Source organism: Micromonospora globosa (genome assembly GCF_000717585.1).
Classification (GTDB): domain Bacteria; phylum Actinomycetota; class Actinomycetes; order Mycobacteriales; family Micromonosporaceae; genus Micromonospora; species Micromonospora aurantiaca.
On the sequence record NZ_JNZR01000020.1, the window covers coordinates 99,788 to 114,822 of the forward strand.

A 15,035-nucleotide genomic window follows, 5' to 3' on the forward strand; every position below is an offset into this window, starting at 1 on the left:
GTGCAACGTAGGGTAGTGGAGACATAACTTCGAGAGACCTTTTGCCGGAGGTCGCGATGACTGTCTTTCCCGCTCGTCGAGCCGTACCGAGCAGGGCACTGCCGCCCCGCACGGTGCCGCACTCCCGGGTCGAGCCCACCTCGGTGCTCGAGCCGGCCCGACCGACTCCATTGGAGTGGGCCCGGCGTCGCCGGGCGGAGCGGGGGGCCCGCCGGTTGGAAGCGGCAGGGGCCCGCGCCCTGGGCCAGCTCGACCATCTCGGTCCCGCGTGGCACGTCATCGAGTGGCCCCGGACGGACCCGGCGGACATGCTGCTCGACCGCGGTCGCGACGATCGGGCCGGGTTCCTGGCCATCGGTCCGAGCGGTCTGTTCGCTGTCACCATCGCCGACCACGGCCGGGCCCGCGTGCTCGTGGCCGGAGACGTGGTCCAGATCAACGGCAAGCGCCCGCCGTACGTGGCGGAGGCGCGCCGGGACGCCAAGCGGGCCAGCAAGGCCCTCTCCGACGCGGTCGGCCTGCCGATCCCGGTGACCCCGGTGCTGACGTTCGTCGGCTCCGGGGTGATCAGCGTCTACGGCCTGCCGAAGGACTGCCTCATGGCCACCCACCGCGAGCTGGACCGCCTGCTCGTGGCCGGTGGGAACCGGATCAGCCCGGCCACCGCCGAGAAGCTCTCCCGCGTCGCGCAGGCGCCGGCGACGTGGTTCAACGGCACGTACCGTCCAACCGCCGACTACCGGTGGTATGACGAGGGCCGAACGGCCGCTGACAAGCAGGCCGCCCGCCGGTAACGTCTCCGGCGACGCCACGCGGCCCACGGCACCGCCCCGACTGGTTCCGTCGGTCCGCGCCGTCGCCGGCCGCCCGGCAGCCGATGCTTCCGCCGCACCGACCGGCTAGCGTGGACAGACCGTCGGTGTACATAGGAGGCGCGGTGGCCCACGTCGAACTCTCACTCTCGGAAGTGTTCGCGCCCGCGGCATCCACCGAGCAGGAGTCCGACAACTTCGGGCAGTGGTCCGGCATGGTCTCCCGGGCCGCCGAGCCGTGCCTGCTGATCGACGCCGGCACCACTGTCGTGGCGATCTCCTCGTCCGGCTGCGACCTGCTCTGCCTGGGCGCCCCGGAGGACGTGATCGGTCTGCCGCTGCTGGAGGGCGGCCTGCGCCTGGTCGACTTCACGGCGAGCCCGAGCGAGCTGACCGAGCAGGAGACCGACAAGATCCCGCCGCTGCTCGCGCTGCACTCCGGGCGGCTCGCCCGCGGCCTGCTGCGGGTTCAGGGGCCCGGCTCCGACGCCGGCCGGACGGTCGACGCCATCTCCACGCCGGTGCTCACCGACGGCGCGGTGGCCGGCTCGCTCACCTTCCTCTCCGCGGTCTGACCCGCGACGAGACCCGGCGCCCTTCACCCCGGGCCGGTCATCCTCCTACGATGGCCTCGGCCCCACCACACGACGACATCCCTCGATGCCCGAGGACGCCCCCGTGCCCCGCACCCCACGCCCCCGACGCCGCCACCGTCCGCTGGCGCTGCTGACGCTGCTCGCCCTCGCTGCCTGCGGCACCCCGCCCGAGCTGCGTGCGCCACCCGCCGCCGCCACGCCCGTCCCGGTCCCGTCGGCGTCCGCCACGCCCAGCCCGAGCGCGACATCGGCCCCACCGACGCCCGTCCTCCCGCCCACGCTCTCCCCGTCCGTACCGGCGTCCGCGGCGCCCTGCCGGGGGCGGCCCTCCGGCGACCGGATCGTCGCGCTGCTGCGCGGATCCGCCGGCGTACTGCCCCGCGACGTCCGGGTCACCGTGGCGACCGGTCCGCTCTGCGCCGAGGGCTGGCAGTACACCGTGCTGACGGTCACCGGGCACGAGGAGTTGCAGGTGGTCACGCGCGGCGAGAGCGGCACGCCGCGCCTCGTCACCGCCGGCACGGACGTGTGCGGCGTCGAGGTACGGACCGTGGCGCCGGCCGGCATCCGTACCCTGGCCTGCGACGGCACGCCGGGTGCGTAGGCTGGTCGGCATGCCGGGAACACCGCCGACCCGCTTCGTCTACCTGGGCCCCGAGGGCACCTTCGCCGAGCAGGCCCTGCGAACGGTGCCCGCCGCCGAGCGCGGGGACCGCACACCCGCCCGCAGCGTCGGCGAGGCGCTCGACGCGGTACGCGCCGGGGAGGCGGACGCGGCGCTGGTGCCGCTGGAGAACTCCATCGGCGGCGCGGTCGGGGTGACGCTCGACGAACTGGTCGAGGGCGACCCGCTGGTGATCACCCGCGAGGTGGTCCTGCCGGTGGAGTTCGTGCTGGCCGCCCGCACCGGCACCACGCTGTCCGACGTCCGCTCCGTCGCGGCCCACCCGCAGGCGTCCACCCAGTGCCGGGGGTGGCTGCGGGAGCACCTGCCCGACGCCACAGTGGTCGACGTGCTCTCCAACGGCGCCGCGGCGGCCGGTGCGGCGAGCGGCGAGTACGACGCCGCCATCTGCGCCCCGATCGGCGCGACCCGGCACCGGCTGGCGGTGCTGGCTGACAAGATCGCCGACCACCCGGACGCGGTCACCCGCTTCGCGCTGGTGTCCCGCCCCGGTCCGCCCCCGCCGCCCACCGGCGACGACCTGACCTCGCTCGCGGTGTGCCTCGCGCACGACCGGGTGGGTGCGCTGCTGGCGGTGCTGATGGAGCTGGCGGTGCGCGGCGTGAACATGACCCGGATCGAGTCCCGCCCGACCGGCGAGGCGCTCGGCCGCTACGTGTTCTTCCTGGACTGCGCCGGACACGTCGCCGACGTACGCCTCGGCGAGGCGTTGCAGGGGCTGCGCCGGGTCTGCGCCGACGTGCGCTTCCTGGGGTCGTACCCCCGGCACCGCTGGAGCACGGCGGCGGGTGACCAGCAGACGCCGGTGCCGGCCGGGCTCACCGACGCCGACTACGCCGACGCGGCGGCCTGGGTGTCCCGGCTGCGGGCCGGCGAGCTGAGCTGACCGGCCCGGGGCGACCTCGGCGGACGCCCCGGGCACCGGCCGTCATTGAAGCAGGCCGCCGAGCACGCCGCCCTGCTGCTGGGAGCCGCTGCCGGCCACCGGAGGTTCCTCCGAGGGCTGGACCACGACGAAGCCCTGACCGGCGAAGCTCATCGTGAACGCCTCACCGGTGCTGCGGCCGAGCAACGTGCCCAGGCCGAGCTGCTCGGCGCGGTGGTAGCCGGTCTGGAGGTTCGCCGACCAGCAGACCGCCGCCTGCGGGTCGACGTACGTCGGCGCGTCCACGTTGAGCACCACCGGGGTGCCCTTGGTGGTGACGGCGATCCGGCCGTGGCCGGTGAAGACGCAGTTGAACAGGCCGGACGAGGACGCGAAACCGGCGCCGCCGACCATCTTGATGTCGTACTGGAGCGTCGAGTCGAACGCCAGCACGCTGGAGCCGTTGATGGACAGCGCGTCGCCCGGCTCCAGGTCGATGACGTGCACGTCCTTGGCGAAGTCGGCGAGGAAGACGTCGCCGCGGCCGGAGAGCTTCATCAGCGGCACTCCCTCACCGGTGAGCCGCTGCTTGATGAACTTGCCGATGCCGCCGGAACCGAGGGCCTGGAACTGCACCTGCCCCTGGTAGGCGACCATCGACCCGACCCGGGCCATCGCCTCGCCGTTCAGCTCGATCTTCAGCATCTTGGAGTTCTGCAACCGCATGCCGGGCTGCTGGGACTCCTTCTCAAGGTTCTCCGCGGAGAACAGCGCGCTGCGCATGGGTTTTCCTCCTGCATCAGGATCTGCCTGACCCGCAGGTTAGGGGACCGGCGCAACCGCCGGAATCAGCCGGGCGGGGACGCGCCGGAGGCCGGTCAGCCCCAGCCAAGGGCGTGCAGGCGCTCGTCGTCGATGCCGAAGTGGTGGGCGATCTCGTGCACCACTGTCACCGCCACCTCGTCGACGACGTCGTCGTCGGTGTCGCAGATCGCCAGGATCGGGTTGCGGTAGATCAGGATGCGGTCGGGCAGCACGCCGGAGTAGTCCCAGCCGCGAGAGGTGAGCGCGTGCCCCTCGTACAGGCCGAGCAGGTCCTCACCCGGCGGCGGGTCGTCCTCCACCAGAATGACCACGTTGCTCATCAACCCGAGCAGTTCCTCGGGTACCTCGTCGAGCGCCTCACCGACCAGTTCCTCGAACCGGTCCCGGCTCATCTCCACGGCCACGCGGCCCGGTCACTCCCTCCGGATCGGGCACACCGCACGGCGAGGGCGTCCCGCAGGACACCCCCGCGGTGCCGTACGCGATGTCAGGCCAGACGGGCGTTCAGCGTGATCTGCGCGCCCGGCGACAGCAGCCGGGAGATCGGGCAGTTCTCCTTGGCCGCCTCGGCGAGCTTGGTGAACTCGGCCTGGTCGATGCCCGGAACCTGGCCCACGGTCTCCAGGTCGATGCGGGTCACGGTCATGCCGGCGTCGGTCTTGTCGAAGTGCACCTTGGCGGTGGTCTCCACCGCCGTCTCCTGGGCGCCGGCGTCGGCGAGCTGCTTGGAGAGAGCCATCGAGAAGCAGCCGGCGTGCGCGGCGCCGATCAGCTCCTCGGGGTTGGTGCCCTCGCCCTCCTCGAAGCGCGACTTGAAGGAGTAGTTGCCGGACAGGCCGCCCTTGCCGGTGCGGACGGTGCCGGACCCCTCGGTGAGGTTGCCCTGCCAGCGAGCGGATGCGGTACGGATAGGCATGGCACCGACGCTAACCGAAAGCGCGCCGCCCCGCACCGGACCCCGGGTCGTGATCCCGGCCGGCGGAAGCGGGCTGTGCCATGATTCGACGCAGGCCCGCGCACGGGAAGGGTGGCCATGTCGCAGGATCTCCCCGTTCCCCGGCAGGACAAGCGAATCCCCATGCAGGACAACAGGTCCGACGACACCACGATCGTCGAGTGGGGCGACACCGAGCCGGAGTCGTCCGGCCGGGCCGCGCGCTCGCTCGCCGCGCTGGGCCGGGACCGCCGTCTGCCGCCCGTGCTCACCGGGCTCGGCGCGGTGGCCGCGATCGCCTCGCTGATCGGCGAGTGGCTGGCGATCACGGTGCCGGCCGAGACCCGGGGCGACGACGCACCCGCCCGGCTGACCAGCGGCATCTCCGAGATCGGCGGGTTCGGTACGGCGTACCTGGTGGGCCTGCTCGGGCTGTCGGTCGCGGTGGGGCTGGCGCTGCGCGGCGCCCCGGCGGTGCGGCAGCACGCCCGGCTGGCCGGGCTGGGTCTCGCGGCGGGCGTGCTCGGGGTGCTCGTCGCGACCGCCTCCTCCCTCGAACAGCTGGCCCGGCGCATCCTGTTCTTCGTCGGCGAGCAGCGCCTTCAGGTCGAGCACGGACGCGGCCTGGTCAGCGCGTTCGTCGCTGTCGCACTGCTGGCGGCCGCGCTGCACCTGGCCGGCCGGGCGGCCGGCGGGACGCCCACCGACGGGGAGCCGGACGAAGACCGGCCCGAGCGCCGCCGCCGGGCGGACGAGGACGACGTGCCCCCGGCCCCGGCGGATCTGACGGTGCAGCCCACGGTGCCGTTCGCGGGCCCCGAACGGTCGTACTGAACCAGGTCCGGCAGCGCCTCCGGCGGCCACCGGAGCTTCGCCGCCGATTCGCCGGAAAGCCGTGGTTGCCGCCCGTTCCGCGAGATACGGTTGCTGCCCGCCGTCCCATGGTCGCGGCACCGAGGACCTGGTCGGCCGGCGTGACGGCGGCGGGCGAAGGAGGAACCATGACCCGCCCGGGACTGCCCAAGCTGATCGCCACCGACCTCGACGGCACGCTCGTCCGCAGCGACGAGACCGTCTCCGCGTACACCCATCGGGTGCTGGACCGGGTGCGGTCCGCCGGGATCCCGGTGGTCGGCGCGACCGGTCGTGGACCGCGCCTCACCGAACTCACCCGTAACGACATCCGGGCCGCCGACTTCCTGGTGATGGCCGGCGGCGGCCGGGTGGTGGACCAGAGCGACCCGGAAGGGCCCCTGGTGTTGCGGGACGAGCGGCTGCCCGGCGAGGTGCTGGCCCGCATCCTCACCGACCTGGAGGCGGCGGTCGGCCCGCTCACCGTGATGGTCGAGGCGTCGGACGAGCACGACGCGCCGCTGTGGGGCGACTACCACCCGAGCTGGCCCTACCCGGACCGGTTCGAGGCGCGCAGCCGGGTCGAATGCCTGTCCTGCGACGTGATCAAGGCGTTCGCCCGGACCGCCGACCACCACGTGGACGAGCTGCTGACGGCCGCGCGGGCGATCGTGCCGCCGGACGTGGCCACGCTCACCCAGGCCGGGCTCGGCTTCATCGAGATCTGCCCGCCCCGCACCGACAAGGCCAGCGGGCTCAGCGTCATCGCCGAGCGGCTCGGTGTGGACCCGGCCGACGTGCTGGTCTTCGGCGACCAGCCGAACGACCTGCCGATGTTCGACTGGGCGGGATGGGCACGGGTGGCTGTGGCGAACGCCCACCCGGAGGTGCGCGCCGCGGCGGACGAGATCACCCTGCGCAACGACGACGACGGGGTCGCGGTCTACCTGGACCGGCTACTCTCCCGGTGATGGAAGATCCACCTCGGCTCGTCGCCTCCGACATCGACGGCACGCTGCTGCGCGACGACCGGTCGCTCAGCCCGCGTACCGCCGCGGTGCTGGCCCGCATCGCCGCCGCCGGCACCCCGGTGGTCCTGGTCACCGGCCGTCCGATCCGCTGGCTCCCGATGGTGTACGAGCAGCTCGCCGCGCCGCTGCCGGCCATCTGCGCCAACGGCGCGGTGGTGTACGACCCGGCCACCGACCAGGTGCTCCGGGCCGACCCGCTCGCCCCGGAACTGCTGGCCGAGGTGGCCCGGAGGCTGCGCGCCGAGGTGCCCGGCGTGAGCCTCGCCGTGGAGATCGTGGACAGCCGCCAGATGCGGCACGAGGTGCACTACCCGCTGCGCTGGGACGCCGACCTCGACGCCATCCGGGCCGTCGAGTCGCCGGAGGAACTGCTGGCCGCGCCCGCGGTGAAGCTGCTGGCACGGGCCGGTGAGCAGGATCCGGACGTCTTCGTGCGGGTGGTGGCGGGCGCCCTGGAGGGGCTGGCCGAGGCGACCCACTCGTCGTACAGCGGACTGATCGAGATCTCGGCCGCCGGTGTGACCAAGGCGGCGGGCCTGGCCTGGTACGCGGAGCGGCTGGGCGTCGACGAGCGGGACGTGGTGGCCTTCGGCGACATGCCCAACGACGTGCCGATGCTGGCCTGGGCCGGACGGGCGGTGGCCGTCGCCAACGCCCATCCGGCCGTACGGGAGATCGCACACGAGGTCACCGGGCCGAACACCGAGGACGGCGTGGCCGCGTACCTGGAGAAGGTCTTCGAGCTGGACTGACCGGCCGGGGCGCATGACACGCCCCGGCCGACGGGTCACAGGTACTGGCCGGGCGCGTGGCCCTCGCCGCCGCCGGGCATCCCGGGCATGCCCGGCATCACGCCGCCCGGGCCGCTGGGCAGCGCCTGGCGGCCGGAACGCATCTGCTCCAGCTGGACGCGGGCGGCCATCTGCTGGGCCACCAGTGCGGCCTGGATGCCGTGGAACAGCCCTTCCAGCCAGCCCACCAGCTGGGCGTGCGCGATCCGCAGCTCGCTCTCGCTCGGCGCCTGCTGCTCGGTGAACGGCAGCGAGATCCGCTCCAGCTCCTCGCGCAGCTCGGGGGCGAGGCCCTCCTTCAACTCGACGATCGAGCGCTCGTGGATCTCCCGCATCCGGTGCCGGCTCGCGTCGTCGAGCGGCGCCGCCTTCACCTCCTCCAGCAGCTGCTTGATCATGCTGCCGATCCGCATCACCTTGGCCGGCTGCTCGACCAGACGGGTCGGGTCCTCGCCCTTGCCCTCGTCGGTCTGCACCGTGCCGACCGGGCGGCCGTCCGGCCCGACCACCACCACGGTGCCGGGGATGCCATCGTTGCCCTGTTCGTCGTCGTGTCCGGCGGAGTGCGCTTCGGTCATGGCACCCATCTTTACCCACGCCGACCATGTGCACGCGGCCGGTCCGGGGGACGCTACGGTCGCCGCATGCTCTCCGACCCGCGCGAGGTGCTGACCCGCCCGTCCCCGCCCCCGGATGCCACGGTCTCCTACGGCGACCATCCGGACCAGTGCGCCGACCTGCGCCTCCCGGCCGGCGACGGGCCGCCCCGGCCGCTGGTGGTCGTGGTGCACGGCGGCTTCTGGCGGGCGGAGTACGACAGGGCCCACACCGGCCCGATGGCGGCGGCGCTCGCCGCGCTCGGCCACCCGGTCGCGCAGATCGAGTACCGCCGGACCGGCCGGCCGGACGGAGGCTGGCCGCACACGCTGACCGACGTCCGCGCCGGGATCGCCGCGCTGCCGGAACTCGCCGCCGCCGCGCTGCCCGGCCGGGTGGCGCCCGTGCCGCCGATCCTGGTCGGTCACTCCGCGGGCGGGCACCTGGCCCTGTACGTGGCCGCGCACGCCCCGGAGACGGTCGGCGGGGTGCTCGCGCTGGCGCCGGTGGCCGACCTCGCGCAGGCGTACCGGCTGGACCTGGACGAGGGTGCGGTGGCCGCGCTGCTCGGCGGCGGCCCGGACGACGTGCCGGACCGGTACGCCGCAGCGGATCCATCGGCATTGGTGCCCATCCGAACACGCACAGTAGTCATCCACGGTGATCAAGATGTCCAGGTCCCGATCGCGATCAGCCGATCCTGGGTGGCGGCAGATCGGGCCACCGGAGGCTCCGCCACGCTCGTTGAGCTGCCCGAATGCGAGCATTTCGGGCTGATCGCACCGGGCTCCACCGCATGGCCCCAGGTGGTGGAGGCGTTGCGGTCGCTTCACGATGATCTTCCGGGCATTGACGCAGCGTCGTCGACCAGGTAGAACGCCGAAGGGGTGTGCACCATGGCCGCCCCGTCGGGAAGGAAATTCGGTGGCACAGATGAACCGCAGGCGGGCGCTGCAACTGCTGGCCGCGCTGGGTACCACCGGACTGGCGGCGGGTTGCGGATCCGGGGACGACACCGGGGACGAGGCCGGATCCGGCAGCCCGATCAAAGTCGGGCTGATCGTGCCCGGCAGCGGGGCGAACAAGGCCATCGGTGACGAGATCACCAACGGTTTCCAGCTCTTCCTCAGCATGCGCGGCCAGCAGATCGCCGGTCACCCGGTCACGGTCGTGACCGCCGAGGAGGGCGACACCGCCGCCACCGGAAAGGCCGCCGTCGACCGGCTGCTCAAGGAGGGCGTGCTCGCGCTCACCGGCGTGGTCAGCCCCACCGTGATGACCGGCATCAAGGACGCGGTCGAGGAGGCCCGGGTGCCCCTGCTGGGCTCCAACGCCTCCCCGTCGACGCTCCAGGGCGTCGTCTACATCTGGCGCACGTCGTACGTGCTGACCGAGCCCGGTGAGGCGCTCGGCGAGTACCTGCGCCAGAAGCTGGACGCGTCGAGCCGGATCGCCATCTTCGGCACCCGCGGCCCGGGCAGCCAGGACGTCATCGAAGGGCTGCGGCGCGCGTACGAGCGGGGCCGCCGGCTCACCGAGGATCCGATCTTCACCGACGACGACCCCAACCCCTCCCGGTCGCTCTACTCCGGGCCGATCCGCAAGGCGCTCGGGCGCAACCCGGACGCGGTCTTCTGCCACTACTCCGGCGCGCAGGCCGTGCAGTTCGTCAAGCAGCTCTACGCCCAGGGCTACCGGGGACCGATCTACGCCCCCGGTTTCCTCACCGAGGGCACCGCGCTCGACCAGCTCGACGACGGGGAGAAGGGCCGCGAGCGCAAGCTGATCCAGACGTACGGCATCGAGACCGCGCTCAACTACTCGGCCGACCTCAACAACACCGCGAACCGGATCTTCGCCTCGGCGTACCGGAAGACGTTCAACTCGGCGCCCACCACGTACGCGATGGCCTCCTACGACGCCGCGCTGGTGCTGGACAAGGCGATCCGGCTGGCCGGGTCGAACCCCTCGCCGCAGCAGGTCAACCTGGCGCTCGGCAAGGTCGGCCAGGTGGACAGCCCGCGCGGCACCTGGCAGTTCAACCAGACCCGTACCCCGCAGCAGAAGTGGTACCTGCGCCGGGTGCAGACCGACGGCCGGCTGCTCTCCAACGTCGTGATCAACGAGCTGGCGACGCTGGGCTGACAAGCCCTCGTACACGCGAAAGGGCGGTCTCCCCACCGGGAGGCCGCCCTTTCGCGCCGAGGCGTGGCGTGGCGTCGAGCCTTGGCTCAGTGCCGCAGCTCGGCGATGCAGCACTTCACGCTGCCACCGCCCTTCTTCAGCTCGGCCAGCTCCACCGGGACCGGGTGGTAGCCGGCCGCCTTCAGCTTGCCGGCGAGCCGGGTCGCCTCGTTGTTCAGCACCACGTTGAGTCCGTCGCTGACCAGGTTCAGGCCGAACGCCAGCGCGTCCTCGTCGTCCGCGACGATCGCGTCCGGGAAGAGCTGGGCCAGCACCTTCTGGCTCGCGGCCGAGAAGGCCCCCGGGTAGTAGACGACGTTCTCGTCGTCGATCGAGGCCAGCGCGACGTCCAGGTGGTAGAAGCGCGGGTCGACCAGGTGCAGCGAGACCACCGGCCGCCCGAGCGCCTCCTGCGCCTCGGCGTGCGCGGCCGGCTCCGTCCGGAAGCCGTACCCGGCCAGGATCAGGCCGCCGTGCGCCTCCGGCAGGTACGCGAAGTCGCCCTCACCCTCGTTCGTCTCGCTCGGCGCGATGAACCGCCAGCCCTGCTGCTCGTAGAACGCCCGGTGCGCGGCGGCCTCGGCGGACCGCTGCTCGTGCTTGAACCGGGCGCCGTAGACGCTGCCGTCGACCACGAAGGCACCGTTGGCCGCGTAGACCATGTCCGGCAGACCCGCCTCGGGGGTGAGCAGGTGCACCTCGTGGCCCAGCCCGACGAGCGTCTCGCGCAGCCGGTCCCACTGCTTGACCGCCAGGTCGGCGTCGACCGGCGTGGTCACGTCCATCCACGGGTTGATCGCGTACTCGACCGTGAAGTGCTCGGGCGAGCACATGAGATATGTCCGCTTTCGCGAGACTCGCTGCTGGTTCACGGTCACCAAGAGTAGGTACGGTACAACTTTGGTAACAGCCACAAGCATTGCTTCCCGGGAGCAGAACGTTGCAGATAGACGCGGTTGACCAGCGAATCATTGCGTTACTCGTCGCGGATGCTCGCGCCTCGTACGCGGACATCGGCAGCCGGGTGTCACTCTCCGCCCCCGCCGTCAAGCGACGCGTCGACCGCCTCCGATCCGCCGGGGTGATCCGGGGATTCACCGCCGTCGTCGACCCGGCCGCGGTCGGCTGGACCACCGAGGCGTTCGTCGAGCTGTTCTGCGCGGGCCGGACCACGCCGGCGCAGATCGGCGCCGCCGCCCGCCGGCACCCCGAGGTGGTCGGCGCGTACACGGTCTCCGGCGAGGCGGACGCGCTCGTGCACCTGCGCGCCGCGGACATCTCCCACCTGGAGGAGGCACTGGAACGCCTGCGCGCCGAGTCGTTCGTCACGTCGTCCCGCAGCACCATCGTGCTCTCCCGGCTGGTCGAGTCCCCCGGCGTCGGACCGTCCACGCCTTGACCTCAACCTCGCTTCATGTCGTGCACTGACACCGATGACCGGCGGGACGCGAGGGGGCGGTATGCGTGCGGTGTGGCTGCGGGAGTTCGGCGGACCGGAGGTGCTCGTGCCGGGGACGGCGCCCGACCCGGCACCCGGACCGGGCCAGGTGCTCGTCGACGTGGCACACGCGAACATCACGTTCGTCGAGACGATGTTCCGGGCCAGCGGCTTCGGGCCGTTCGGCACCGAACTGCCGGTGATCCCCGGTAACGGGGTCGGCGGCACGATCACCGCGCTGGGACCGGACGCCGACCCGGCGCTCGCCGGCCGCGTCGTGGTCACCGCCACCGGCGGCACCGGCGGGTACGCCGAGCGCGTCGTGGTCGACCAGGGCGCGCCTGTCCCCGTACCCCCGGGGTTGCCGCTGGACGCGGCGGTGGCGCTGATGGCCGACGGCCGGACCGCCCTGATGCTGGCCCGGGCGGCCGGGCTGCGGCGCGGTGACCGCGTCCTGGTGGAGGCGGCGGCCGGCGGGGTCGGATCGCTGCTGGTCCAACTCGCCGCACGGGCCGGCGCCACGGTGGTGGCCGCCGTCGGCGGCTCCCGCAAGGTGGCCGTGCTCCGTGCCGCCGGGCTCGACGTCGTGGTCGACTACCGGCAGGCGGGCTGGACCGACCGGGTCCGGGACGCCGTGGGCGCCGTCGACGTGGTGTTCGACGGCGTCGGCGGGCCGCTCGCCCGGGAGGCGTTCGACCTGCTGGACCCCGGCGGACGGATGCTCAGCTTCGGGCTGGCCGGCGGCACCTGGGCGGACATCCCGGCCGAGTCGGCAGCCGCACGCGGGGTGACGCTGCTGAGCCCCCGGCCCGGCCCGGACGAGCTGCGCGCCCTCACCGAGGCGGCACTCGCCGAGGGCGCGGCCGGGCGGCTGCGGCCGCTGATCGGGCAGCGCTTCCCGCTGGACCGGGCCGCCGCCGCGCACGCCGCGATCGAGGCCCGTCGGACGGTGGGCAAGACGCTGCTCGACGTACGCTGAGCAGCGCTCAGAGGTACATGCCGGTGCGGTGCTCCTCGGCCCGGGCCGGCTTGTCGCCCTCGCCGAAGAAGCGCTTGCCGCCGAACTCGCCGTGCAGGCGGTCGTCCAGCTCGTCGGCGAGACCGGTCATCACCTGCACCGCGAGCATCAGATGGGTGGGCTGGAAGTTGCGGCCGAACACCGGGATCGAGGCCCACACCGTGTCGTCGGCGCAGTAGAGCCGGCCGATCGGCATCCGGTTGGTCAGCTCCGAGAGCTTCACGTAGAGACGCTCGGTCGGCTCGACCTCGGTCAGCACCGGCGAGAAGACGTCCACGAGCGGCGGGTTGTCGCGCACCCGCACGAAGACCATGGCCGAGCCGGCCCGGATGTTGATGTCACCGTCGGAGTCGACCTGAAGCTGGTCGGACGCGGACTTCAGCATTGTCGACACGACGGTGCGGACCCGCTCCTCCAGGGCCAGCACGTCGTTCTCGCCGGACTGGGCGGCCGCCGCCGCGGCCAGCGCCTCGTCCAGGTCGGCCTCGACGTCGCGGTCCGGGCCGAACTCGCTGCGCGCGGTACCGAGCGGCTCTACGGGAAGCGCCTCGCCCTCGGCGTCGTGCACCAGGTAGACGAGGAAGGCCGGATGCGGGGCGCCGTAGACGTCCCGCAGCGTCCGGGACAGCACGGCGGCCAGCCGGGTCGCCTCGTCGGTGCCGCAGTCCAGCCCGAACTGCTCCCCGGAACCCGGCACCACACCCGGCGGCGACCAGCCGAGCGCCACCATGTCGGCCACCGCGGCCCGGTCCAGCCGGTAGCCCTGCGGCAGCGTGGCGTTTCCGACCGCGCGGGCCGAGAGACGGCCCGCCTCGCCCGCGTCCACGCTCACCGAGTAGACGGCGTCGCCGGTGCCCGAGGCGGTCGGGTCGAGCGTGACCTCCAGGTGCCCGCCGGAGGGCAGCCCGCGCAGCCGGTCGGCGAGCGCCCGGGCGAACTCCCGCCAGGCCTCGGTGACCTTGGCCCGCAGATCAGCGGTGGTCGGCTCGTCGAGCAGGATCGACTCGTGGTGCTCCGGCGCGCCGCCGGTGGCCTGATGCGCCGACGTGGCGCCGGTGGCGTGGTGCTCCGGCGCGCCGCCGGCAGGCTCGTCGACCGGCTCCGAGGGGTGGTCTGCCGTCATGATCGCCTCCGTCCGTTCCCGCCACCCTACCCAGGCGCGAAGGGGACCGAATCCCGCGCGAGGCGCTAATCCTCAGGCGTGGAACCACCCAGGTCCACCGGCCAGGAACCGGCCAGCGCACTGAGCCGCTCGGCCGCCGCGGCCGGGTCCGCGCCGCGCCCCACCGCCAGCCCCAGCAGGTACGCGGTGACCGGCGCTCCCGGCCGGACCACCTGGTGGGCCACGTCCCGGGCCACGTCGAGCACTGTCGGCACGGGCACCCCCGCCGGGTCCAGGTCCAGTTCCGCGCAGACCGCCGTGACCCAGTCGTCCAGCACCGTCATCTCGTCCACTCCTCCGCCCGGCGTACGTCCTCGTCAGTGTCGCAGTCGAACCACGGCGGCGGCCCCGAGCCGGACCAGGACACCTCGCGTACGGCGACGTCAGCCAGCAGCCCGCGTACCGGCGCGCCGTCGAGCGAACCGCCCCGCGTCGCGGCGAGCCGGTCGAGGGCGGACCGCAGGGCCGGTACCTGCCAGAGGGCGCACAGGTGCTGGCGGCGGCCGTCCCCGTCCACGTAGCAGGCGAGCGCGGCGGACCGACCGTCCAGCGTCTCCCGCCAGGCGGCGGGCGCGTCTTGCGGCCCGACGGCGGCAGGTGCGTCTTCCGACCTGGCGGTGGCAGGTGCGTCTTCTGGCCCGGCGGCTGCGGCGTCGAGCGCGGGCGGCGGGTCGTCGCGGGAGTGACAGGCGGCGAGCGCGCGTCGCAGCTCGGCCACCGCTGCGGTGGTGAGCAGCGGCAGGTCGGCGGCGAGCACTGCGACTGTCGTCGTACCGGGGTCGAGCAACGCCAACCCGGCTGCCGTAGCGGCCACCGGACCGCCCCCGGGCGGCTCTTCCCGGGCCGTCCGGACTCCCCTGGGCAGCGGGCCGGACGAGCCGACCACGATCCGCTGGTCCGCGTCGGCCACCGCGTCCAGCACCCGGTGCAGCATCGGCCGGCCGCCTACTGCCCGGGCCGGCTTGTCCACGCCGCCCATCCGCCGGGCCGCGCCACCGGCGAGCAGGATCGCCGCGTACCCCGTCACCGCCTCACAGTAGCCACAGCCACGACCGCCGGTCCGGCTCGGGCCGGCGCCCAGCGTTGTCGGCGGTTTTCCGACGTTGATCGACTGCTTTCCGCCGAAGTGGTGGCATCCAGGGCCCTCCGATACCGCCACTTCGCCGAACTGGTGTCGATCATCGGGCCTGGGGCCGGCCGGGCCGGCCGGGCCGGCCGGGGTGGGTGGGGTGGGTGGTGGGTGGG

General features: G+C 73.3%; 19 protein-coding genes. 11 read left to right on the plus strand and 8 right to left on the minus strand.

What is annotated here, in order from left to right; all coding sequences use genetic code 11:
* Positions 1–56: 56 nt before the first annotated feature.
* From IF06_RS0119490 to pheA, 4 genes are all read left to right on the plus strand, one after another.
* Entirely contained in the window at positions 57–794 is a 738-nt protein-coding gene (locus IF06_RS0119490; RefSeq protein ID WP_013289309.1) for a hypothetical protein, read from the plus strand.
* A 143-nt stretch (positions 795–937) separates the two neighbouring features.
* A complete protein-coding gene (locus IF06_RS0119495; RefSeq protein WP_013289310.1) occupies positions 938–1,387 on the plus strand; it encodes a hypothetical protein in 450 nt (149 codons plus the stop codon).
* A gap of 85 nt (positions 1,388–1,472) precedes the next feature.
* Positions 1,473–2,012 carry a hypothetical protein gene (locus IF06_RS0119500; RefSeq protein ID WP_036311149.1) on the plus strand — a complete coding sequence of 180 codons (540 nt, stop codon included), beginning with the start codon at positions 1,473–1,475 and terminating at the stop codon, positions 2,010–2,012.
* Between the two features lie 10 nt (positions 2,013–2,022).
* A complete protein-coding gene (pheA, locus tag IF06_RS0119505; RefSeq protein ID WP_013289312.1) occupies positions 2,023–2,979 on the plus strand; it encodes a prephenate dehydratase in 957 nt (318 codons plus the stop codon).
* Positions 2,980–3,021: 42 nt separating this feature from the next.
* On the opposite strand, the gene IF06_RS0119510 is transcribed toward pheA, so the two are convergent.
* The 3 genes from IF06_RS0119510 to IF06_RS0119520 all read right to left on the minus strand — a co-directional run bounded on the left by IF06_RS0119510 (position 3,022) and on the right by IF06_RS0119520 (position 4,699).
* Positions 3,022–3,741 (minus strand): AIM24 family protein, encoded by a 720-nt coding sequence (locus tag IF06_RS0119510; RefSeq protein WP_013289313.1) that lies wholly within the window; start codon positions 3,739–3,741, stop codon positions 3,022–3,024.
* A 95-nt stretch (positions 3,742–3,836) separates the two neighbouring features.
* Positions 3,837–4,181 carry a metallopeptidase family protein gene (locus tag IF06_RS0119515; RefSeq protein ID WP_026268384.1) on the minus strand — a complete coding sequence of 115 codons (345 nt, stop codon included), beginning with the start codon at positions 4,179–4,181 and terminating at the stop codon, positions 3,837–3,839.
* Between the two features lie 89 nt (positions 4,182–4,270).
* On the minus strand, positions 4,271–4,699 hold the full coding sequence (locus tag IF06_RS0119520) for an OsmC family protein (protein ID WP_013289315.1): 429 nt from the start codon (positions 4,697–4,699) through the stop codon (positions 4,271–4,273).
* A gap of 162 nt (positions 4,700–4,861) precedes the next feature.
* Between IF06_RS0119520 and IF06_RS0119525 the strand changes: the two genes are divergently transcribed.
* The 3 genes from IF06_RS0119525 (at position 4,862) to IF06_RS0119535 (ending at position 7,352) form a co-directional block, all read left to right on the plus strand.
* On the plus strand, positions 4,862–5,551 hold the full coding sequence (locus IF06_RS0119525) for a hypothetical protein (protein WP_232236717.1): 690 nt from the start codon (positions 4,862–4,864) through the stop codon (positions 5,549–5,551).
* A 167-nt stretch (positions 5,552–5,718) separates the two neighbouring features.
* A complete protein-coding gene (locus tag IF06_RS0119530) occupies positions 5,719–6,540 on the plus strand; it encodes an HAD family hydrolase (protein WP_013289317.1) in 822 nt (273 codons plus the stop codon).
* The gene (locus IF06_RS0119535; protein ID WP_030272685.1) at positions 6,540–7,352 is read left to right on the plus strand and encodes an HAD family hydrolase; all 813 of its coding nucleotides are present in this window, start codon (positions 6,540–6,542) and stop codon (positions 7,350–7,352) included. Before IF06_RS0119530 ends, IF06_RS0119535 begins: the two co-directional genes overlap by 1 nt.
* Positions 7,353–7,387: 35 nt before the next feature.
* Here IF06_RS0119535 and IF06_RS0119540 read toward each other — a convergent pair whose 3' ends face one another.
* Positions 7,388–7,978 (minus strand): bacterial proteasome activator family protein, encoded by a 591-nt coding sequence (locus tag IF06_RS0119540; RefSeq protein WP_013289319.1) that lies wholly within the window; start codon positions 7,976–7,978, stop codon positions 7,388–7,390.
* 57 nt (positions 7,979–8,035) lie between these two features.
* Between IF06_RS0119540 and IF06_RS0119545 the strand changes: the two genes are divergently transcribed.
* Positions 8,036–8,863, plus strand: coding sequence for an alpha/beta hydrolase family protein (locus IF06_RS0119545; protein WP_013289320.1), 828 nt, complete (start codon positions 8,036–8,038; stop codon positions 8,861–8,863).
* A 49-nt stretch (positions 8,864–8,912) separates the two neighbouring features.
* Positions 8,913–10,133 carry an ABC transporter substrate-binding protein gene (locus IF06_RS0119550; RefSeq protein ID WP_013477498.1) on the plus strand — a complete coding sequence of 407 codons (1,221 nt, stop codon included), beginning with the start codon at positions 8,913–8,915 and terminating at the stop codon, positions 10,131–10,133.
* An 86-nt stretch (positions 10,134–10,219) separates the two neighbouring features.
* Here IF06_RS0119550 and ddaH read toward each other — a convergent pair whose 3' ends face one another.
* Positions 10,220–11,053: a dimethylargininase gene (ddaH, locus tag IF06_RS0119555; protein WP_176739752.1), complete on the minus strand. Its 834-nt coding sequence runs from the start codon at positions 11,051–11,053 to the stop codon at positions 10,220–10,222.
* 59 nt (positions 11,054–11,112) lie between these two features.
* Here ddaH and IF06_RS0119560 point away from each other — a divergent pair, with 59 nt between their 5' ends.
* A complete protein-coding gene (locus tag IF06_RS0119560; protein WP_013289323.1) occupies positions 11,113–11,571 on the plus strand; it encodes an Lrp/AsnC family transcriptional regulator in 459 nt (152 codons plus the stop codon).
* Between the two features lie 61 nt (positions 11,572–11,632).
* Positions 11,633–12,589, plus strand: a complete 957-nt coding sequence (locus IF06_RS0119565; protein ID WP_030272689.1) for a zinc-binding dehydrogenase — start codon at positions 11,633–11,635, stop codon at positions 12,587–12,589.
* Positions 12,590–12,596: 7 nt separating this feature from the next.
* Here the strand turns inward: IF06_RS0119565 and IF06_RS0119570 are convergent, their stop codons facing one another.
* From IF06_RS0119570 to mobA, 3 genes are all read right to left on the minus strand, one after another.
* Complete coding sequence (locus IF06_RS0119570; RefSeq protein WP_030272695.1) at positions 12,597–13,751, minus strand: T3SS (YopN, CesT) and YbjN peptide-binding chaperone 1; 1,155 nt, start codon at positions 13,749–13,751, stop codon at positions 12,597–12,599.
* A gap of 65 nt (positions 13,752–13,816) precedes the next feature.
* Complete coding sequence (locus IF06_RS0119575; RefSeq protein ID WP_013289326.1) at positions 13,817–14,074, minus strand: DUF6457 domain-containing protein; 258 nt, start codon at positions 14,072–14,074, stop codon at positions 13,817–13,819.
* The gene (gene mobA, locus IF06_RS0119580) at positions 14,071–14,817 is read right to left on the minus strand and encodes a molybdenum cofactor guanylyltransferase (RefSeq protein WP_030272697.1); all 747 of its coding nucleotides are present in this window, start codon (positions 14,815–14,817) and stop codon (positions 14,071–14,073) included. The genes IF06_RS0119575 and mobA overlap by 4 nt, the downstream gene beginning before the upstream one ends.
* Positions 14,818–15,035 lie beyond the last annotated feature (218 nt).